This window comes from Pseudonocardia sp. HH130629-09, from assembly GCF_001294645.1.
In the GTDB taxonomy this organism is placed as follows: domain Bacteria; phylum Actinomycetota; class Actinomycetes; order Mycobacteriales; family Pseudonocardiaceae; genus Pseudonocardia.
Map to the genome: position 1 here is coordinate 5,314,805 of NZ_CP011868.1, position 19,638 is coordinate 5,334,442.

20 protein-coding genes are annotated in these 19,638 nt (G+C 74.5%); 11 read left to right on the top strand and 9 right to left on the bottom strand.

Annotation, left to right across the window (positions count from 1 at the left end; all coding sequences use genetic code 11):
* Window positions 1-5: 5 nt before the first annotated feature.
* Window positions 6-773 (bottom strand): DUF2470 domain-containing protein, encoded by a 768-nt coding sequence (locus XF36_RS24735; RefSeq protein WP_060713812.1) that lies wholly within the window; start codon window positions 771-773, stop codon window positions 6-8.
* Window positions 774-901: 128 nt separating this feature from the next.
* Here XF36_RS24735 and XF36_RS24740 point away from each other — a divergent pair, with 128 nt between their 5' ends.
* The 3 genes from XF36_RS24740 to XF36_RS24750 are packed head-to-tail and all read left to right on the top strand — an operon-like array spanning window position 902 to window position 3,515.
* Entirely contained in the window at window positions 902-1,810 is a 909-nt protein-coding gene (locus XF36_RS24740; RefSeq protein WP_060713813.1) for a hypothetical protein, read from the top strand.
* Window positions 1,811-1,824: 14 nt separating this feature from the next.
* Window positions 1,825-2,772, top strand: coding sequence for a prephenate dehydratase (pheA, locus tag XF36_RS24745; RefSeq protein WP_060713814.1), 948 nt, complete (start codon window positions 1,825-1,827; stop codon window positions 2,770-2,772).
* Entirely contained in the window at window positions 2,769-3,515 is a 747-nt protein-coding gene (locus XF36_RS24750; protein WP_060713815.1) for a histidine phosphatase family protein, read from the top strand. The genes pheA and XF36_RS24750 overlap by 4 nt, the downstream gene beginning before the upstream one ends.
* Before the next feature lie 12 nt (window positions 3,516-3,527).
* Here XF36_RS24750 and XF36_RS24755 read toward each other — a convergent pair whose 3' ends face one another.
* Complete coding sequence (locus tag XF36_RS24755) at window positions 3,528-3,878, bottom strand: metallopeptidase family protein (protein WP_198932241.1); 351 nt, start codon at window positions 3,876-3,878, stop codon at window positions 3,528-3,530.
* 1 nt (window position 3,879) lies between these two features.
* Window positions 3,880-5,151 carry a septum formation family protein gene (locus tag XF36_RS24760; protein WP_060713816.1) on the bottom strand — a complete coding sequence of 424 codons (1,272 nt, stop codon included), beginning with the start codon at window positions 5,149-5,151 and terminating at the stop codon, window positions 3,880-3,882.
* 242 nt (window positions 5,152-5,393) lie between these two features.
* On the opposite strand from XF36_RS24760, the gene XF36_RS24765 reads away from it, so the two are divergent.
* From XF36_RS24765 to XF36_RS24775, 3 genes are read left to right on the top strand one after another with little or no spacing between them, the layout of a single operon-like run.
* On the top strand, window positions 5,394-6,164 hold the full coding sequence (locus tag XF36_RS24765; protein WP_060713817.1) for a hypothetical protein: 771 nt from the start codon (window positions 5,394-5,396) through the stop codon (window positions 6,162-6,164).
* 4 nt (window positions 6,165-6,168) lie between these two features.
* A complete protein-coding gene (locus XF36_RS24770; RefSeq protein WP_060713818.1) occupies window positions 6,169-7,335 on the top strand; it encodes a glutathionylspermidine synthase family protein in 1,167 nt (388 codons plus the stop codon).
* A gap of 55 nt (window positions 7,336-7,390) precedes the next feature.
* Window positions 7,391-7,843, top strand: coding sequence for a DUF350 domain-containing protein (locus XF36_RS24775; RefSeq protein ID WP_020625029.1), 453 nt, complete (start codon window positions 7,391-7,393; stop codon window positions 7,841-7,843).
* A gap of 36 nt (window positions 7,844-7,879) precedes the next feature.
* Here XF36_RS24775 and XF36_RS24780 read toward each other — a convergent pair whose 3' ends face one another.
* Entirely contained in the window at window positions 7,880-9,004 is a 1,125-nt protein-coding gene (locus tag XF36_RS24780) for a nucleotide disphospho-sugar-binding domain-containing protein (protein WP_060713819.1), read from the bottom strand.
* Between the two features lie 66 nt (window positions 9,005-9,070).
* On the opposite strand from XF36_RS24780, the gene XF36_RS24785 reads away from it, so the two are divergent.
* The 3 genes from XF36_RS24785 (at window position 9,071) to XF36_RS24795 (ending at window position 11,725) form a co-directional block, all read left to right on the top strand.
* A complete protein-coding gene (locus XF36_RS24785; RefSeq protein WP_060713820.1) occupies window positions 9,071-9,910 on the top strand; it encodes an HAD family hydrolase in 840 nt (279 codons plus the stop codon).
* Between the two features lie 155 nt (window positions 9,911-10,065).
* A complete protein-coding gene (locus tag XF36_RS24790) occupies window positions 10,066-10,647 on the top strand; it encodes a phosphatase PAP2 family protein (RefSeq protein ID WP_082375635.1) in 582 nt (193 codons plus the stop codon).
* Between the two features lie 187 nt (window positions 10,648-10,834).
* Window positions 10,835-11,725 carry a decaprenyl-phosphate phosphoribosyltransferase gene (locus XF36_RS24795; RefSeq protein ID WP_043281206.1) on the top strand — a complete coding sequence of 297 codons (891 nt, stop codon included), beginning with the start codon at window positions 10,835-10,837 and terminating at the stop codon, window positions 11,723-11,725.
* A 53-nt stretch (window positions 11,726-11,778) separates the two neighbouring features.
* On the opposite strand, the gene XF36_RS24800 is transcribed toward XF36_RS24795, so the two are convergent.
* From XF36_RS24800 to XF36_RS24815, 4 genes are all read right to left on the bottom strand, one after another.
* Complete coding sequence (locus tag XF36_RS24800; protein WP_060713821.1) at window positions 11,779-12,738, bottom strand: NAD-dependent epimerase/dehydratase family protein; 960 nt, start codon at window positions 12,736-12,738, stop codon at window positions 11,779-11,781.
* A 74-nt stretch (window positions 12,739-12,812) separates the two neighbouring features.
* The gene (locus XF36_RS24805) at window positions 12,813-14,861 is read right to left on the bottom strand and encodes a DUF6541 family protein (RefSeq protein ID WP_060713822.1); all 2,049 of its coding nucleotides are present in this window, start codon (window positions 14,859-14,861) and stop codon (window positions 12,813-12,815) included.
* Window positions 14,862-14,989: 128 nt separating this feature from the next.
* Entirely contained in the window at window positions 14,990-15,469 is a 480-nt protein-coding gene (locus XF36_RS24810; protein ID WP_060713823.1) for a DUF2304 domain-containing protein, read from the bottom strand.
* Window positions 15,466-16,143 (bottom strand): glycosyltransferase family 2 protein, encoded by a 678-nt coding sequence (locus XF36_RS24815; RefSeq protein ID WP_020626830.1) that lies wholly within the window; start codon window positions 16,141-16,143, stop codon window positions 15,466-15,468. The genes XF36_RS24810 and XF36_RS24815 overlap by 4 nt, the downstream gene beginning before the upstream one ends.
* A gap of 129 nt (window positions 16,144-16,272) precedes the next feature.
* On the opposite strand from XF36_RS24815, the gene XF36_RS24820 reads away from it, so the two are divergent.
* Window positions 16,273-17,274, top strand: a complete 1,002-nt coding sequence (locus tag XF36_RS24820) for a putative sugar O-methyltransferase (RefSeq protein WP_060713824.1) — start codon at window positions 16,273-16,275, stop codon at window positions 17,272-17,274.
* Between the two features lie 10 nt (window positions 17,275-17,284).
* On the top strand, window positions 17,285-18,343 hold the full coding sequence (gene pseI / locus XF36_RS24825) for a pseudaminic acid synthase (protein WP_060714958.1): 1,059 nt from the start codon (window positions 17,285-17,287) through the stop codon (window positions 18,341-18,343).
* Between the two features lie 9 nt (window positions 18,344-18,352).
* Here pseI and XF36_RS24830 read toward each other — a convergent pair whose 3' ends face one another.
* Window positions 18,353-19,477, bottom strand: coding sequence for an NADH:flavin oxidoreductase (locus XF36_RS24830; protein WP_060713825.1), 1,125 nt, complete (start codon window positions 19,475-19,477; stop codon window positions 18,353-18,355).
* Window positions 19,478-19,638 lie beyond the last annotated feature (161 nt).

The following is a 19,638-nucleotide window of genomic DNA, read 5'->3' on the forward strand; positions in this document are numbered from 1 at the left end:
CCGGCTCAGCGTCCCCCGGCCGGGCAGCCCACCAGCTCGGCGAACCGGCGTTGCAGTTCCTCGGGGGTGTCTGCGGGCGCGGAGAACGCCAGCCGCACGTCCTGGGTGCCGGTCGCGGTGGGCACCCGCACGCGGAGCCCGAAGCGGTCCACGCCGACCGGACGGATCCGGCCGCCGACGAACCCCAGCCCGTCGGGCAGGTGACGGCGCAGCGCGCACAGCATCTCCGGGTGGGCCCGGTCCAGGTGCTCCAGCCATGCCTGCTCGACCCGGCAGAACGGGTCGGGCTCGGCCGCCGCGAGCTCGGCCGGCGAGACCGGTGCGCAGCCCTCGGCGTCGGAGTACACCGCCGACGACGGGCGCAGCCGCAGCAGGGTGGCGCCGCGCCCGGCGTCGAGGAGGTTGGGGTGCGGGGCCTTCTCGGCGAGCCGCAGGGCGCGCTCCCGGCCGGTCGTCGGGTCCGGCTCGTGCAGCGTCCCGACCAGCCACAGCAGCTCCCGGACCGGCTCGTCGAGCGGCACCGGCGTGCTGCCGGTCAGCTCGAGCATCACCGGGAGCCCGCCCGCGGTGAGCCGGGTGCGCTCGCGGAGCACGTGGTCGTCGGGCAGCAGCAGGTCGGTCGTGCCGTCCGGCCAGGTGTAGTGCATCAGCGGCGCACACGGTTCCGGCTCACCGGTGCCGACGAGTGCCGCGCGGCCACCACGGGTGACGAGGCTGCGGGCTCGCTCGGCGACGGCGGGCGTCGGGGGGCGGCGCACTCGGGTCGTTCCCACTCTCACCTCCGATTAGGTAACCCTTACCTAAGCAGGAGGAAGTGTCGCCTGTCCAGTGCCGCGTGACACAGGGGGACAACCCCCTCTGCGTGCGCTCCGTGACCCGACCGTTAGCGTCTGTCGACGTGATGACCGTGCCCTCGGGTTCCTCAGCCGACCCGTGGCCGATCCGTCCGCTGCTCGCCGCGCTGGTCGACGACACCAGCCTGCTGCAGCCGAGGACCGTCGCACCGGGCGTCGACGCCGTCGTGTCGCGCTATCTCGCCGCCCGCGACGGCCACTACGGAGGCCTCGTCGGACGGCTGGTCTGTCCCGCGTCGCAGCTGCCCGCCGTCGTCACCGAGCTCGCCCGTTCCGCGCCGAGCAGGCCCGCGGAGATGGCCCTCGTCGTCGACACCGGGCTGGGCGCGGTGCCGAAGGCGCTGTCGACGGTGTTCTCGCGCTCCAGCCTGCTCACCCCGAGCACCGTCGAGTGCGTCGCGCCGCCGGACGTCGACGGGGTCTGGCTCGAGCGCGTGTCGGAGTTCGTGCCGGACGAGGTGACCCCGGTCGTCGAGCCGCGCCGCCCCGTCGAGGGCGACGCCGACGGCACGCTCGCCTGGCTCGCCGCCGTCCGTAAGGTCGCCGAGCACGGCTGCACCCCGAAGATCCGCCTCGGCGGGCCGCGCGCCTCCGACGTGCCGGAGATCGTCGACGTGCACAAGTTCCTGCTCGCGGGTCTGGAGAGCGGCACCGGCGGGATCTCCGCGCAGGGCATCGACCGGATCGTCCGCGAGGACCCGTCCGCCTCGACGCCCCGCGGCCGCCACGGCCTGCTGAACCTGATCGCCGCCGTCGCGCGGATGACCGGGGTCAGCGCCTCGCCCGACCCGGCGGAGGACGCCCTGTCCTGCACCGACGGCGAGAAGCTCGCCCGGGAGCTCGACGAGCTGCCCGAGGCCGCCGTCGAGCAGGTCCGCACCGTCCTGCCGCGCTGCGGGGTCGACCCCGAGCCGGTCCCGATCGCCGACCTCGTCGCCCTCGGGCTGCTGGACTGATCAGGACGCATCGGATGCGGATCGGATTCCTGGGGCCGCACGCCACGTTCACCGAGCAGGCCCTGCTGACGCTGCCCGAGTCCCGTGGCGCCGAGCTGGTGCCGCTGCCCGGCGCCCCCGCGGTGCTGGCGGCCGTCCGCGACGGCTCCGTCGACGCCGGCTGCGTGCCGATCGAGAACACCGTCGAGGGCGCCGTCCCGCCGGTGCTCGACGGGCTCGTGACCGACCCGCCGCTGGTGATCGCCCGCGAGGCCCGGATCGCGGTCCGGTTCTGCCTGATGGGCCGCACGGGCACCACGCGGGACGCGATCCGCTCGGTCGCCTCCCACGGCCACGGCATCGCCCAGACCCGCGGCTGGCTCGCCGAGCACCTGCCCGGCGCCGAGGTCCGGGTCAGCTCCTCCACGGCGGAGGCCGCGGCCCAGGCCGCCCGGGGCGAGGTCGACGCCGCCGTCGCCGCCCCGCTCGCCGCCACCCAGCACGGGCTGGAGGTGCTGGCCGACGACATCGCCGACAACGCGGGCGCCGTCACCCGGTTCGTGCTGCTCACCCGCCCCGGCCCGCCGCCGCCGCCCACCGGCTGGGACCGCACCACCATCGCCGCGACGACCACGAACCGGCCCGGAACTCTGCTCGGCCTGCTCACCGAGATCGCGGTCCGCGGGATCGACCTGACCCGGATCGAGTCCCGCCCGGTGAAGGACCGCCACGCCGAGTACTGGTTCCACCTCGACTGCTCGGGCCACGTCGCCGACCCGGCGATGGGGGAGGCCCTGGCCGCGCTGCACCGTCGCTGCGACCGGCTGATCTACCTCGGGTCGTTCCCGCGATCCGATCCCGCACCGGCCGCCCCCGCGGCCGGGGTGGGGAGCCCCGTGGCGGCGCTCGGCGTCGCCACCATCGACGACTACGCCGCGTCCGAGCGCTGGCTCGCCGCGGTCCGACGGGGAGCCGACACGTGAGCCACCCGACCGACGACGAGCACGACGGCGCCGCCTCCTTCGCCGCCGTCGGCACCGGCAGCCGGACCGCGCAGGTCCCGCCGGACGACGGCACGCTGCGCCTGGTGCTGGTCCGGCACGGCCGCACCCCGTCCAACGTGCGGCACCGCCTCGACACCGCGCTGCCCGGACCCTCGCTCGACGAGCTGGGCCGCGCCCAGGCCGAGGAGGTCGCCGGCCTGCTCGCCGGCTGGCCCGTGCGGGGCCTGTACGCGTCACGGGCGACCCGCGCGCAGGAGACCGCCGCCCCGATCGGGCGCGCGCTCGGCTGCGGGGTCACCCTGCTCCAGGGCCTGCACGAGGTGTCGGTCGGAGACCTCGAGGGCCGGGAGGACGACGACGCCCGCGCCGCGTTCGACGAGGTCTTCGAGGCCTGGTGGGACGGCGAGGTCGACCGCGCCATGCCCGGCGGCGAGTCCGCCCGCGACGTGTGGGACCGGGCGCTGCCCGACCTCGCCGCGGTGACCTCCGGCGTGTCGGAGGGGGCGGTCGTCGTCGTCAGCCACGGGGCGGCGATCCGGGTCCTGTCGCTGGCGCTGCTCGGCGGGCACGACGGCTCCGGGCCCGGCCACTCCGACGTCACCTACGGCCGCGAGCGCCCCGTCCCCAACACCGGCCGGGTCGTGCTGCGTCGCGATCCCGGCGGCTGGGTCCCGGAGCTGTGGGACGCGATGCCCGGTGGGCGGCGCGCCACCCACCGGTAGCGGCCGGCCGGCTCAGCCCCAGCCGAGCTCGTGCAGCTTCTCCTCGGAGATGCCGAAGTGGTGCGCGATCTCGTGGACGACGGTGATCGCGACCTCGTCGACGACCTGCTCCTCGTCGTCGCAGAAGTCGAGGACGGCGTCGCGGTAGACGGTGATCCGGTCCGGGAGCTCGCCGGCGTAGTCCGCCGTGCGCTCGGTCAGCGCGACGCCCTCGTAGAGCCCGAGCAGGTCCGGCTCGTCGGGGTGGCGCGGCTCCACCAGCACCACGACGTTGTCCATCGCCGCGGCGAGCTCGGCGGGCACGAGGTCCAGCGCCTCGCCGACCAGTTCATCGAACCGGTCGGCGGGCATCACCACCGGCACGTCAGTTGTCCGACAGCCCGGGCAGGCCGGGTGGGATGTCGAGGTCGGGCCGCCCGGCACCGCTGTCGGGCGCGGCGGGCTGTTCGGCGTCGGGCTGCTGGACCGGGGCCTGCGAGCCGGGGGCCGGAGTGGCCGCACCGTCGGTGGGTGCGCCCCCCGGGGTTCCGGGCGCGGACGGCGCCGGGCCGGCGGGCTGCCCGGACACGACCAGGTCGCCCTTCACCGAGCCGGTGATCGAGGCGAAGCCGCTCTTGTCCGGCAGCAGGGTGCCGATGCTGCAGTTGACCTTGCGGCTGCCCGCCTTCCAGGACTCCTCGGAGAGGTTGCCCCAGTAGACAACGAGCCTCTTGGCGTCGATCACGGTGTCGTTGCCGGCGAAGGTGTTGGCGGCGGTGGTGCAGGCGGGCTGGAGGAACTTGTCCTGGTCCTCGACGGTGGGCCAGGCGTCCGGGAACTGGGTGCCCAGGTCGACCAGCCCGACGGCCTCGGCGGCGTGCGGACCGGCGCAGTCGGTCGGGTCCCCGACGGTGCGGCCGTCGATGGCCAGGCAGGTGCCCACCGGCTGGACCGCGGACTGGTCCTGCGCGGCGACCTTCCCGGTGATCGGGAACATCTCCCCGCTGCGCGAGGCCATCTGCAGGCCGCAGCGCATGCCCTTGTCGCCGCCGTCCCAGCGCTGCTGTGACGGCTTGAGCGCGCCCACCCGGAACTTCCCGTCCGGGTCGAACTTGCCGTTCAGGTACTTCGTGACCACCGGGGTGCAGCGGTCGGCGACGAGCTTCTGCCAGGCCCCGTCGGCCGGGAACGTCGGCTGGTCGGTCAGCACGACCCTTCCCGCCTGCTCGAACAGGTGCGGCCGGGCACAGTCGACGGCGGCGGTGTCGGTCGCGTCGGACCGGGTCCAGTTGAGGCAGGTGCCCGGGGTGTCCGGTGGGGGCGGCAGCGGCGGGGGCTCCTCCACCTTCGGGACCCCGGAGGACGCGAACGACCCCAGGACCGGCACCTCGGCGCCGAGCAGCGAGTCGACCGACGCGACGGTCAGCATCAGCAGCGCACCGACGAGGATCCCGATCCCGACCCGGCGGGCCCCGAGGAACCCGCTCCGCCCGGCGCCCGCCCCTCCGGCGGCATCCGACGACCGTCGCCGACGGGTCGGGACCACCGGGGTGGCCGACGGCCGGGACAGCACCGAGGTCGTGCCCTGCCCGCCGTGGACGGCGGTGCGGCCGGTCGCGTCGGGCCGGTCGGAGCCGGCGGGGGAGCGGGAATCCATGACGCCCCCATCATGCAGCCGGGGTCGGCCCGGCTTCACCCGGCCGGTGCCCCGGCGCGGCGGTCGGTCGGCCGGATGCTGTGAACGAGCAGGTCCGTCCGGTGCGACGGGGTGGCGCGACCACTCGTCCAGGTGGTCGTGGGCGAACCGCCGCCGAATCGTCATCCGGGAACGACCGGTGGTCGTCGGTCGGTCCCGGTACGGTGCGCGCGGGGGACAGGAGTGACGATGGGGGACCAGCGATGACCGACGGACCGCGCACCGGCGGCGGCCCGGACGACAGCACGCCGCCCGCCGGTACGCCGAGTGCGACACCGGGCGGCGCGCAGCCGTCGGGCTCGCAGCCGGCGACGCCGGCCCCGCAGACCGACGGATCGGCGCCGTGGGCGAACCCGCCCGCCGAGCAGCCCGCCGAGGCCCCGCGCGGCCGGATCCGGCAGCAGGACGGCAGCACCACGCCCCGCGAGCCCACACTCGCCGAGAAGCGGTCCCGCGAGCAGAAGCTGCGCGCGGACCGCGAGGCCGTGCGCCTCAAGGAGGCCCGCTCCAAGACCACCAAGCGGGTGCTGATCGGCGCCGGGGCGACAGTCGGTGTCGTCGCCCTGATCGCAGCGGTCTACGCGGGCTCAGGTGGGGCCTCGGAGGAGGAGCGGGTCGCCGACGCGCGCTGCGTCGACAACCAGGGCGTCGTCGTGCCGGACGAGAACTGCAGCGGCGCCCAGAGCCAGGGCCAGGTGTCCACCGGTGGCGGCGGCTTCGCCTTCGTGCCGATCTTCCTGGGCGGCGGCGGCCGCCAGTACCACTACAACTACGGCGGCACCGGCGGTGTCGGGCAGGTCGCGACCGGGGGGACCGTCTCCCCGCCGCCCAGTGGCACCACGGTCCGCAGCGGCACGACCGGCTCGACCATCGGCTCGGCCACCCGCAGCGGCACGATCTCCCGGGGCGGTCTCGGCGTGGGCGGCGGATCGTCGTCGTCCTCGGGCGGGTCCGGCTCGTCCAGCGGGAGCTGAGGGCGTGCGACGCGAACGCGGCACCCCCCGCCCGGACTGGCAGCGCACCGTCGCCGAGCAGGGGCTCGCCTTCGGCACCCCCGGCCGGGACGGCTCGGGCAACGAGCGGCCCTACTGGGACGAGTCGGTGCACTACGTCTTCGAGATGGACGAGATCCTGTCCCTCGAGGCCGACGTCGAGGTGCTCCAGTCGATGTGCTTGTCGGCGGTCGACCACGTCGTCACCACCGAGCGGTTCCGGGACTTCGCGCTGCCCGAGTGGTGCTGGGAGCAGGTCGCGCAGTCCTGGCGCCGCTCGGACCCGCACCTCTACGGCCGCTTCGACCTGCGCTACGACGGCTCCGGCCCGGCCAAGCTGCTGGAGTACAACGCCGACACCCCCACCTCGCTGCTGGAGGCCTCGATCCTGCAGTGGCACTGGCTCCAGGACGTCCACCCCGGCGACGACCAGTGGAACTCCCTGCACGAGAAGCTCGTCGAACGCTGGGGCGAGCTGAAGGGGCTGCTGCCGTCGTCGGAGGTGCACGTCACCTGGTCCGGCGCCGAGTCCACCGGCGAGGACCACATCACCGTCGGCTACCTCCAGGAGACCGCCGCCGAGGCGGGCCTGGACACCGTCGGACTGTCCATCGAGGACATCGGCTGGGACTCCGCTCTGGACCGCTTCGTCGACCTCGAGGAAGCTCCGATGTCGACGGTCTTCAAGCTCTACCCGTGGGAGTGGATGCTGACCGACGAGTTCGGCAAGCACGTCACCCGCAGCCTCCCCGAGACACTGTGGCTCGAGCCGCTGTGGAAGACCCTGCTGTCGAACAAGGCGCTGCTCGCGGTGCTCTGGGAGATGTACCCCGGGCACCCGAACCTGCTGCCCGCCTCGCTCGGCAACCCCGGGATCCTCACCGAGTACGTCCGCAAGCCCCTGCTGGGGCGCGAGGGCGCCAACATCGCGATCGTCGCTCCCGGCTACGAGACCGCCACCGGCGGCGTCTACGGCGACGAGGGCTTCGTGTACCAGATGTTCGACCCGCTGCCCGAGTTCGACGGGTTCCGGCCCTGCCTGGGCGCCTGGCTGGTCGGTGACACCGCCGCCGGCCTCGGTATCCGTGAGACCGCCGGCCTGATCACCGACGACGGTGCGGCCTTCGTGCCGCACCGCATCCCCGAGTCCTGACCGTTCCGCTCTCTGCTCCGCTCCCTGCACACCCCCGCTCCCGGAGGTACCTCCCGTGATCCTCGCCCAGGCGTTCGACGCCACGTACTGGGGCTTCCTCGGCCGCGGTGTCGGCGCGATCCTGCTCTACGCCGTGATCGGCACCCTGCTCATGCTGATCGGCTTCTGGGCCATCGACCTCACCACGCCCGGCAAGCTCCCGGCGATGGTGCGCGGCGGCCTGCCGAACGCGGTGACCATCACCTCGGCCGGCATGCTGTCGATGGCGTTCATCATCGTCACCGCGATCTACGGCTCCTACGGCTCGCTGCTGCAGGGTGTCGTGTCGTCGCTGGTGTTCGGCCTGATCGGGATCGTCGCCCAGGTCGCCGCGGTGCGGCTGCTGGAGTGGGTGACCGGCATCGACATCGGTGAGGTCATCCAGTCCGACGAGCCGCGGGCGGTCGCGAAGGTCGTCGCGGCCGCGCACGTCGCGCTCGGCCTGATCGTCGCGGTCGCGGTCTTCTAGCCGCCCGTCCCGGCCGGACCCGCTTCCCGGTGCCGCTCAGGCCAGGGCGGTCAGCACCTCGACCCTGGCCTGCGGCGGCGGCATCGCGGCGATCTCCGCGCGCACGTCGCGGGCGGCGGCGGCGAGCTCGCCGTCGTGCAGCAGCCTGCGCAGCGCGTCGGCGGTGAACGGGCCGCCCAGCCCGGCGCCGCGGGCCGCGACCAGCTCCGCGTTGTGCCGCCGGTCGCCCGGACCGGGCAACGCGAGCTGCGGGACGCCCGCGGCCAGCGCGGCCAGCACGTGCGCGGCGCTGCCGTCGTGCAGCACCGCGGCGCAGGCGGGCAGCAGCTCGTCGAGCGGGACCCGCCCGACCGTGCGCACACCGCGTCGGCCGTGGCGCAGCAGCCGCGCCGGGGGCCGGACGAGCACGAGTTCGCAGTCCGGCCCGTCGTCGCGGAGGTCGTCCAGCGCGCGTACCGCCGAGGCCTGCAGATCGCCCCGCAGCGGCCCGCCGCCGCGCAGCACCAGCACCCGCGGCCGCACCGAGGGGCCGCTCAGCCACGCCGGCAGCGCCGACCGGCCCGAGCCGCGGGCCCGGCCCGGCCGCACGGCCAGCGCGTCGCGTGCGCCGACCAGGCTCGACGGGGCGATGGTCAGGGCGATCGCCGGCGGCGGGACCCCGCGCAGCCCGTGCCGCAGCCGGGCCCGCTGCAGCGGGCGGGAGTCCAGCAGCGTGCGGACCAGCGCGAACCCGTCGAGCAGGCCGTTCTCGTGCAGCACCGCGGGGACGTCGTGCCGGGCGGCCGCGAGCGCTCCCGCGACGGCGAGGGGCTCGTACACCACGACGTCGGGCCGCCACTGCTCGGCGACGGTCACCAGCGCGTCGGTGAGCTCCTCGTTCACCGGGCCGAACAGCGAACGCACCCCGGCGTCGCCGCCGCGCCCGGCCAGCTCGGCCCGCGCGGTCACCGGGTGCGCGACGAGCGAGCGCGCGGCGAGCCTGCCCACCCGCAGGCTGCGTGCGACGTCGATGAACGGCAGCGGGTCCGCCCCGGGGAGCGGGTGCGCGTCGCCGCCGCCGGCGAGCAGCACCTCGTGCCCGGAGTCCCAGAGCGCGTGGGCGAGCGGCAACAGAGGTGTCAGATGCCCCGACAGCGGGGCCGCCACCACCAGAACACGCACCGTCCGAGGGTAACCGCCACGCGGTCGTCCGGGGGCCGTCTCCGGGCGGTTCCGTACGCTCCGGGTGTGATCGTCGAGAACGCGCCCCGGCTCGTCGCCACCGACGTCGACGGGACCCTCCTCGACGACGGCGGCGTGGTCACCCCGCGCACCGTCGCCGTGCTGGAGCGGGCGGTCGCCGCCGGCGCCGGGTTCGTGCTGGTGACCGGCCGCCCGCCGCGCTGGATCCCGCCGGTGCTCGCGCGTCTGCCCGAGGGCCTGGTGCGGCTGTGCGTGTGCGCGAACGGCGCGGTGCTCTACGACGCCGTCGACGACGTCGTGCTCGGCGCGCACACCCTGGATCCGGCGGCGATCGGCGAGCTCGCCGCCCTCGCCGCGGAGCTGTTCCCCGGCTGCGGGTTCGGCGTCGAGCGCGTCGGGAACGCCGAGGGTGACGACGGCGTGCGGGGCGTCGTCGACCAGTTCCTCACCGACCCCGGCTACGTGCACGCCTGGGGCGAGCACGACGGCGGCTCCACCAGCCGCGAGGACCTGCTCGGGCACCCGGCGACGAAGGTGCTGATCCGCTCCCCGGAGCTGACCAGCGAGCAGATGATGACCGCACTCGCGCCGAAGGCGGGCGGGCTGGCCGACCTGACGTTCTCGCACCCGTCCGGGCTGATCGAGGCCTCCGCGCCCGGGATCACCAAGGCGACCGGTCTGGCCGAGGTCGCCCGCCGGCTCGGCGTGAGCGCGGCGGACACCGTCGCGTTCGGCGACATGCCCAACGACCGGGAGATGCTGCGCTGGGCCGGGCTCGGCGTCGCGATGGGCAACGCCCACCCCGACCTGGCCGGCCTCGCCGACGAGGTGACCGCCCCGCACACCCACGACGGGCTCGCCGAGATCCTGGAGCGCTGGTTCTGAGCGCACCCGGCGGCGTTCACCCGCGCGTCGACGAGCGGTCATGCGCGGTCCGCCGGGCCGCCCCGGCCCGGCCCACCACCCCGCCCGCGCGTACCATCACCGGCTGTCATCGCCCGCGAGCCGGGTGCCAGCGCCCGCGCCAGGAGGCCCCACCCGTGGCTGACACGGCAGACACCCTGGACGGGTCCGGTCCGCAACCGCCCGCCGACGTCCCGCCCACCGGCGAGGTCGCCGTGCTGGCGTCCGTGCAGGGCGTTCTTGCGAACGACACCACCGTGCGGGTCGCCCGCGGGATGTCGCTGTTCGGCGAGCACGCCGCCGGCTGGCTGGCGATCGGCGTCCTGGGTGCCGCGCTGGACCGTCCCCGCCGTCGCGAGTGGCTCGGCTCCGCCGCCGCCGTCGCGTTCGCGCACGGCGCCTCGATCGGGGTCAAGCGCGTCGTCCGGCGCCGCCGACCGGACCACCCCGCGGTCCGGGTCCTGGTGGGCACCCCGAGCCGGCTGAGCTTCCCGTCCTCGCACGCCACGTCCACCACCGCCGCCGCCGTGCTCTACGGCGGCCTGCTGGGCATGCGCTCCCGCCCGGTGGCCGCGGCGGGTGTGGGCCTGATGGCGCTGTCGCGCCTGGTCCTCGGCGTGCACTACCCGACCGACGTCGCCACCGGCACCGCGCTCGGCGCGGCCGTCGCCGGTACCGCGCGACGCGTGATCTCACGCAACCCCACCACCGGAGGGTGAGCGCATGACCAGCACCGACCCCACGAAGGTCGACCACGACGACTCCGAGAAGGAGAAGGTTGCCCGGGCCGCCGACCCGCAGACCCCCGTCGTCCCGGACGCACCGGACGACGCGGGCGCGCCGGAGGGCCACGAGGACGAGGCGGCCCCGACCGCGGTCGCCGCCGAGCACGCCCCGCACGTGCCGATGGACCCGTCCGAGCGGACCACCGCGATGGTCGCCCGCGGCCTGCTGAAGACGATGCGCCCGCGCCAGTGGGTGAAGAACGTCCTGGTCTTCGCCGCGCCGTTCGTCAGCGGCCAGCTCTTCGACGTGCCGGTCCTCGTCGACTGCCTGATCGCCTTCGTCGCGTTCTCGCTGGCCGCGTCCGGCGTCTACCTGGTCAACGACGCGCTCGACGTCGAGGCCGACCGCGCGCACCCGACCAAGCGCCGCCGCCCGATCGCGTCCGGCATCGTTCCGGTGCCGCTGGCCTTCGTGGCGGCGGGCGTGCTGTTCGCCGGCTCGATCGCGCTGTCGTTCGCGGTCACCTGGCAGTTGATCATCGTGCTCGCCGTCTACGTGGCGGTGCAGCTGTCGTACTGTCTGTGGCTCAAGCACCAGCCGGTGCTCGACATCTGCATCGTGGCCTCCGGCTTCCTGATGCGGTCCATCGCCGGCGGTGTCGCCACCGGGATCCCGCTGTCGCAGTGGTTCCTGCTGGTCACCGGTTTCGGGTCGCTGTTCATGGTCGCCGGCAAGCGCTACGCCGAGATCAACCTCGCCGAGCGCACCGGCGCGAAGATCCGCAAGTCGCTGGAGAACTACACGGCGTCCTACCTGCGCTACATCTGGTCGCTCTCGGCCACCGTCATGATCGTGATGTACGGGCTGTGGGCGTTCGAGATCCGCGAGGACCACAACTCGGTCTGGTCGGTGCTGTCGATCGTGCCGTTCGTGGTCGCGGTGCTGCGCTACTCCGTGGACGTCGACCGGGGGACCGGCGGCGAGCCGGAGGAGATCGCGCTCGCGGACCGGGCGTTGCAGGTCCTGGCGCTGGCCTGGATCGCGATGCTCACCCTGGCCGTCTACAGCTGACGCCGACGCCTCCCGGGCCCGGTTCCCCGCACGGGGGCCGGGCCCGCGGTGCGTCAGTACGCGGGGTGTCGGCGCCCGGTGTGCCAGGACCAGGTGTGCGCGAGGCCCTCGGCCAGCGGGGTCGGTGCGGGCAGGCCGAGCGCGGCGATCCCGCGCGACGGGTCGAGGCAGCTGCGGCGCAGCTCCCCGGGCCGGGCCGGCAGGAACTCGGGGGCGAACTCCTCCGGCGTGAGGTCGGCGATCGTCCCGATCGTCGCGGCCAGCTCGACGATCGTGGACTCGGTGCCGGTGCCGACGTTGAATACCTCACCGGCCAGCTCCCCGGCCGCGAGCCGGTCGGCCGACGCGAGCGCCGCCCGCGCGACGTCGCCGACGTAGAGGAAGTCGCGGGTCTGACCGCCGTCGCCGAACACGGTCGGCCGGGACCCGGTGCGGGCCCGGTCGCAGAACAGCGAGACCACACCGGCGCCGCCCGCCGGGTGCTGGCGCGGGCCGTAGACGTTCGCGAACCGCAGCACCAGTGCCGGCAGACCGTGCGTCCGGACGAAGAACCGGGTGTAGCGCTCCGCGGCCAGCTTGCTCATGCCGTACGGCGACTCCGGCTCGGCGGGCTCAGCCTCGGTCGTCGGCAGGGGGGCGCCGTCGCCGTAGATGGCACCGCCGGTGGAACACACGACGACCGCGCCCGCACCCGCGTCGCGGGCGGCCTGCAGCACGCTCAGGGTGCCGAGGACGTTGACCGAGGCGTCGTGCACCGGGTCCGCCATCGAGCGGCGCACGTCGATCTGGGCGGCCAGGTGGAACACCGCGTCCGGGCGGTACTGCGCGCCGAGCGCGGTGAGCGCGGCGGTGTCGCGGATGTCGAGCTCGGCCATCGTGACGCCCGGGGCGAGGTTGTCCCGCGTCCCGGCGGAGAGGTCGTCGACGACGAGGACGTCGTCGCCGCGGGCGAGAAGGGACTCGACCAGGGTGGAGCCGATGAAGCCGGCTCCGCCGGTGACGAGCGCGCGCATACCTGCCTTCCTCCGGGGCGGACGGTGTGTGCACCCGGCTGCGGCACACGGTAACCGCGGGTGCCCCGGGCGCCTCAGCCGGTGGAGCGGGCGGGCTCCGTGCCGCAGGCGGTGATCCGGTAGAGCGTGCTGCCGCCCCCGGAGAGGACGGGCTCGAACCCGAGTGCACGGTCGATCTCGGACAGCCCGGGGTAGGTGTCGGCCCGCGGGTCCCACGGCCACCAGGTGACCGGGCCGTCGATGACGTAGTCGACGCCGGTGGCCCGCACCGCGGGACAGACGACGGGGTCGCGGGCGGCGTCGTGCAGCCGCAGCCGGATCAGCTCCTGGTCGGGCGTCCAGGTCCCGGACAGGTGCGGGAAGAGCACCTCGCGCCCGGTCAGCGGGTAGAGCAGGCCGTTGCCGGTCCACGGGTTCGCCGCGACGACGGCGCCCGGTTCGGTCGCCCGGCCCGCCGCCTCCAGGAACTCCCGCTGGCCGGGCTGCAGCACCCGGCCGGTCTCGTAGCGGTAGGCGTCGGCGATCACGGCGGCGTGCACGCCGATGCGGAACCCGCCGGTGAGCAGGACCAGCGCCGCGGCGAGGACGGCGACGACCGGGACGGCCGTCAGCCGTCGTCGCTCCGGGGTGGTCTCCGCCCGCCGCACCGCGGTCACCGCACGGACCACCAGGCCCGCGGCGCCGAGCACACCCAGCGTCGCCAGCGGCACCCCGGTGATCGGGACCATCGCGGCGAGCCGGTGCGAGTCGTTGTACCACGCCCCGGTCAGCGCGGTGACCAGGTCGCCCTCCCGGGCGACGGCGAGGGTGTAGAGCAGCGCCGAGGTCAGGTGGGCCGGCACCAGCCACGCGGTGCGGGCGTGCCGCAGCGCCAGGACGGCGCCGACCACGACCAGCACCGACACCACGACCAGCTCGGGCCGCTTGTTCGTCCCGTTCCACAGCACACCGGTCAACGCCTCGCGAGCCCCCATCGAGGCCTGCCAGTCGAACGTCCGGACGCCGGCGAGGAAGGGCGACCACGCCAGCAGCCACACCACGGCAGCGACCGCGGCGAGCGCACCCGCCGGGGCGAGGGCCGCCGTGGCGAACCGGCGCTCGCGCACGTGCCGCACCGTGCTGAGCCCGGCCGCGACCACCACCGGGGACAGACCCAGCACGAGCAGGCTGACCGCGGCGTTCGGATGGGCGAGCGCCAGCGCCGGGACGGTCGTCGCACCGAGCAGCAGCGCCCGGGCCCGGCCGACCACGCTGTCCCGGGTCAGACCCAGCGCGGTCACCCCGGCGGCCAGCCCGGCGGGCACCAGCGCCAGCCCGAGCAGGTTGGGCCACAGGACGCCCCAGTTCATCAGCAGCCACGGCATCGCGGTGAACGCCGTCGCGAGCACCGGGGTGACCAGCAGGGCACCGGCCCGAAGCCCGACGATCTGGCGGACGAGCAGCGTGCAGGACAGCGGCCACACGACGGCCGCGGCGGCGAACGCGGCGAGGTTCGACGCGGCCGGGATCGACGCGCCGGTGCTCGCCACGACGAGCGAGACGACGTCGTGCCAGGCGGCGGGGTAGGCCGACGGCACGCCGGGGCTGTTCAGCTCGCCCAGCGTCAGTGACGACGCGTCGCCGGTCTGCAGGACCCGGGCGACCGCGCTGTAGTGGTAGATCGCGTCGTAGGTCGGGGAGACCGCGTCGACAGGACCGAACGCGAGCACCACGGTCAGCCAGCCGATCGCGACGGTGACGGCCACGCCGACCGCCAGCGCGATCCCGCCAAGGGGGCCGTCGGGTCCCGTGCGCAGCAGGAACGGCGGACGGTCGGCGAGATCGCCCGCGTCGTCACCGGGTCCGGACCGGGACCGGCCCGCCCGCCGCCGGAGCCCCGCGGTCACCGCGGCGCACAGGAGCGCGAGCACGGCGGTGACGCCCAGCACCGGCCACGGTCCCCACGGCACCCCGGCCCGGCCGGCCAGCACGGCGGTGGTCGCGATCAGCGCGACCGACACCAGCGGCCCGGCGCCCCAGCAGACCGCTCCGCGCAGTCCCGCGACGCGGGCGACGAGCGCCCCGGGCAGGACGCACCAGGCCGCGGTCACCAGGGCCACGGGGACGGCCTGTGCCCACGTCATCCCCGGCTCCGCGCGTCGTCGATCGGCAGCCGCATCCGGCGCACCCTACGAGCGTCGTGCCGCGCGGCGGGACGCGCGGTCGCCGTGTCACCGTCCGCGACCGGATCGTGTCCCGTGCGGATCGCCGCTCAGCTCCTGGTGGAGCGGGCCGTCCCCACCTCGTCGGCGGAGGGCTCGGTGACGGCCGCCCGGTGCCCGTCTGTCCCCGCAGCGCGCTCCTCCAGGGCGGTCAGCCGCTGCTCCAGCTCGCTCTCCCGCCGGGTCAGCTCCGCGTCCCGGACGGCGATCTGGCGGGCCAGGTTCGTCAGGTGCTGGCTGATCTCCCGGTCCCGCAGGTAGGTGTTCAGCATCCCGAACACGAAGGCGACCACGAGCAGGTAGACCAGCAGGTCCGTGCCGCGGCCGATGCCCACCGCCCGGGCCAGGTAGGTCAGGTCGTTCGGGCGCAGGACCGCGTAGATGTTCAGCACGATGAACGCGCCGAAGGCGATCCGCTTGCTCGCCCGCACGCCGACGCTCTGGCCGCTGCGCACGAAGTAGACGAGCGCGCCGACCGCGGCGGCCAGGAGCAGGATCTGCAGGATCACGGTGTTCGCCTCCTGGGTCATCGCTGCCGTACCGACAGGTCGAACAGGATGTTCACCCCGTTGAACAGCGACTGGCCCTTGGATCGTGAGTACTCGGTGTAGCGGATCGTGACCGGGACCTCGCGGATCCGCCACGACGAACGGGCCAGCGACGCGACGATCTCCGACGCGTGCGCCATCCCGTTCATGGTGATCCGCAGGTCCTCCGCGACCGCGCGGTTCATGGCCCGCAGCCCGTTGTGGGCGTCGGTGAGCTTGAGCTTGCGGCTGGCCGGGGACAGCGCCGCGACGGTGCGCAGCACCAGCCGCTTGAGCGGCGGGACCGGCTCGGTCGACTCGAGGAAGCGCGAGCCGAGGACGACGTCGGCCTCGCCGCCGCGCAGGATCGCGGCCATCCGGACGGCGTCGGCGACGTCGTGCTGGCCGTCGGCGTCGAAGGTGACGATCCGCTCCGCCCCGCGGAGCAGGGCGTAGTCGATCCCGGTCTGCAGCGACGCGCCCTGCCCGAGGTTGATCGGGTGCCGCACGAGGTGCGCCTCGGTGCCGGCGATGCGTTCGGCGGAGGAGTCCCGGCTGCCGTCGTCGACACACACGACGTTCGGGAAGGCCGTGCGGATCTCCGCGACGACCTCGGCGATGACGGTGTCCTCGTTGTACACGGGGACCACCACCCAGGTGCCGGTGTCGGCGACCACGTCCCACTCCCTCGTCACTGACCGGCGGCCGTGCACGGCCGCACCGCAGAGGCTATCGGTCCGGGTATCCGAGCCGTGCGACGGTGGGCAGGGTTCGGGGCGAACGTGATGTTCCGTACCGTTCGTGACATGGACCCGAGAACGCTGCTCGAGGTGATGCTGGCCGATCTGGACAGCGCGCCGGAGCTGTACCGGCCGACGGACTTCTGGCGGACCGGGCTGGAGAAGGTGGTCGCCGACCTGCGGGAACGCGGGTTCGCGGAGTTCCGCAGGCACCCGTCGGCCACGTTCTTCTACGCCCCGCAGTACGCGCCGGTGTCCAGGCCGGCGGCGATGCTGTCGCGGGCGTTCGGGATGCTGGGCGGCCCCGGCGCGCTGCTGCGCGGGCGGATCGACCAGGTTCCCGTCGCCCGGGCCCACCACGCCACGGTGACCGCCCTCGACCCCGCCGACCGGTCGCCGTCGCTCGCCGGGTTCAGCGAGTCGACCGCCGGCGCCCCCGCCGAGCAGCTGGAGTTCGACGGCCGCCGGTTCAGCCGGTCGTCGCTGAACTACCTGCGCGGGCTGGTCATGCTCAAGCGGGCCGTGCCCGACCTCGACGTCTCGACCGTCCTGGAGATCGGCGGCGGGTTCGGCACGCTCGGGGAGATCCTGCTGTCGGGCAACCCCGGACTGCGCTACATCGATGTCGACATCCCGCCGGTCGCCGCCGTCGCCACGCACTACCTGCGCGAGGCGCTCGGGCCGGAGAAGGTCGGCGACTACGCGGCCACCCGCGAGCGCGAGAAGATCGTGATCGACGAGCTGGAGCACCCGGCGACCGTGCTGTGCTCCTGGCAGCTGCCCCGGCTCACCGGGACCGTCGACCTGTTCGCCAACTTCATCTCCTTCCAGGAGATGGAGCCCGAGGTGGTGGCGAACTACGCGAACCTGGTCACCGAACTGGGGGCCCGCTGGCTGCTGCTGCGCAACTCCCCGACCGGCAAGCCGGGAGTGCGCGAGCCCATGCTGCGGCGCCACTACCTGGAGATGTTCGACCGGTTCGAGCTCGTCGACTCCGACGCCGGGCTCTACGGCCAGGACTGCGAGGGCACGGTGTCCGAGGTGATGGTGCTCGCGCGGCGCTCGTAGGGTGGCGCGCATGCGCACCCCGGACCCGATCGAGATCGGCGGCCACCTCGTGGGACCCGGCGAACGACCGTTCGTCATCGCGGAGGTCTCCGGCAACCACAACGGCTCGCTGGACAGGGCGCTGGAGATCGTCGACGCGATCGCCGGGACCGGGGCGCAGGCGGTGAAGTTCCAGACCTACCGGGCCGACACGATCACCATCGACGCCGACGGCCCGGCCTTCCGGATCCGTGACGACCACGGTCTGTGGGGCGGGCGGAACCTCTACCAGCTCTACGAGCAGGCGCACACGCCCTGGGAGTGGCACGAGCCGCTGTTCGCCCGTGCGCGGGAGCACGGCCTGGTGCCGTTCTCCAGCCCGTTCGACCCGACGGCGATCGAGCTGCTGGAGTCCCTCGACGCGCCGGCGTACAAGGTGGCCTCGGCCGAGCTGGTCGACCTGCCGCTGATCCGGGCGATGGCCGCGACCGGCAAGCCGATGGTGATCTCCACCGGGATGGCGACGCTGGCCGAGATCGACGCCGCCGTCGCCGCCGCCCGCGAGGGCGGTGCGACGCAGATCGTGCTGCTGGCCTGCACCGCCTCGTACCCGGCGGACCCGGTCGACGCGAACCTGCAGACGATCCCGGCGTTGCGCGAGGCGTTCGGCGTGCCGATCGGGCTGTCCGACCACACCCCGGGCATCGGGGTGCCGGTCGCCGCCGTCGCGCTCGGCGCGGTCGCGATCGAGAAGCACGTGACGCTGCGGCGTGACGACGGCGGCGTCGACTCCGACTTCTCCCTGGAGCCCGCCGAGCTGGCGTCGCTGGTCACCGAGACCGACGTGGCTCGCCGCGCGATGGGCCCGGCCCGGTTCGGCCCCCGCGAGTCCGAGCGCGACACCCTGGCGCTGCGCCGCTCGCTGTGGGTGGTCGCCGACGTCGCCGCGGGCGAGAAAGTGACCGCGGACAACGTCCGGTCGATCCGCCCGGCGGGTGGTCTGCACACCGACACGATCGGCACCGTCCTGGGCCGGACCTTCACCCGCGACGTCGCCCGCGGCACCCCGCTGACCTGGGACCTGATCTGAGCGGAAGGCTCAGTGCAGGGTGCCCAGCGCCGCCTTGGTGAAGGGCACCAGCTCGGACTCGCGGCCCTCCAGTACCTTGCTGCCCCACTCGGGGTCGGCGAGCAGCGCCCGGCCGACGGCGACGAGGTCGAACTCGTCGTCCTCCAGCCGGTCGAGGAGCTTCTCGACGCCGCTCACGTCGGCGCGGGCGTCGGCGCCGGCGAACATCGCCGGGTCGAAGACCTGGTCCAGGCCGACCGAGCCGACGGTGATCGTCGGCAGCCCGGTGACCTTGCGGGCCCACCCGGCGATGTTGAGCTCGGCGTCGGCGTCGGGGAACTCCGGCTCCCAGTAGCGGCGCCCGGACGCGTGGAACGCGGTCACCCCGGCGTCGGCGAGCGGGGTCAGCACCTCGGTCAGCTCGTCGGGGGTGGCGGCGAGACGCGCGTCGTAGTGGTTGCTCTTCCACTGGGAGAATCGGAACACGACCGGATAGTCGGGCGCGACGCGTTCGCGGACCGCGGCGACGATCTCGGCGGCGAAGCGGGCGCGCTCGGCCAGGCCGCCGCCGTAGCCGTCGGTGCGGCGGTTGGTGCGCTCCCACAGGAACTCGTCGATCAGGTAGCCGTGCGCGCCGTGCAGCTCGACGCCGTCGAAGCCGATCCGCTCGGCCTGCGCCGCGGCCTCGGCGAACGCGCCGACGATCCGGTCGATCCCGGCGAGGTCCAGCGCCTGCCCCGCGCCCTCGGTGCCGTCGAGCGCGACGCCCGACGGGCCGACGGACGGGGCCTCGGGGAACGGCGGCTTCCCGGCCTCGCGGGTGATGCCGACGTGCCAGAGCTGCGGCATGATCCGGCCGCCCGCCTCGTGCACCGCCTCGACGACCGTCGCCCACCCGGCGAGCGACGCCTCGCCGTGGAAACGCGGGACGTCGGCGGAGTCGCCCGCGGACGGGTCGTCGATGTAGGTCCCCTCGGTGATGATCAGGCCGGTCCCGGCGGCAGCCCGGCGGGCGTAGTAGGCCGCGACGTCCTCGCCGGGGAGGCCACCGGGAGAGAAGTACCGGGTCATCGGGGCCATGACGATGCGGTTGGCCAGCTGTGCGGAGCCGAGCGAGTACGGACGGCCGAGCAGCCGTGCGGCGCGGGTGGACACGAGGCACTCCAGGGGGATGAGCCGTCCAGGCACGTCGGCGGGTCCGGGCGGAGGCGTCAAATGGTTCCTGTCAAAGATACAGATGGGCCGGCGAAATGCAACAGTGACCATCGCCGTTTCGTCCGGGCAGGTAGTCTGAGGCTCCGACCGGGGAGGTGACG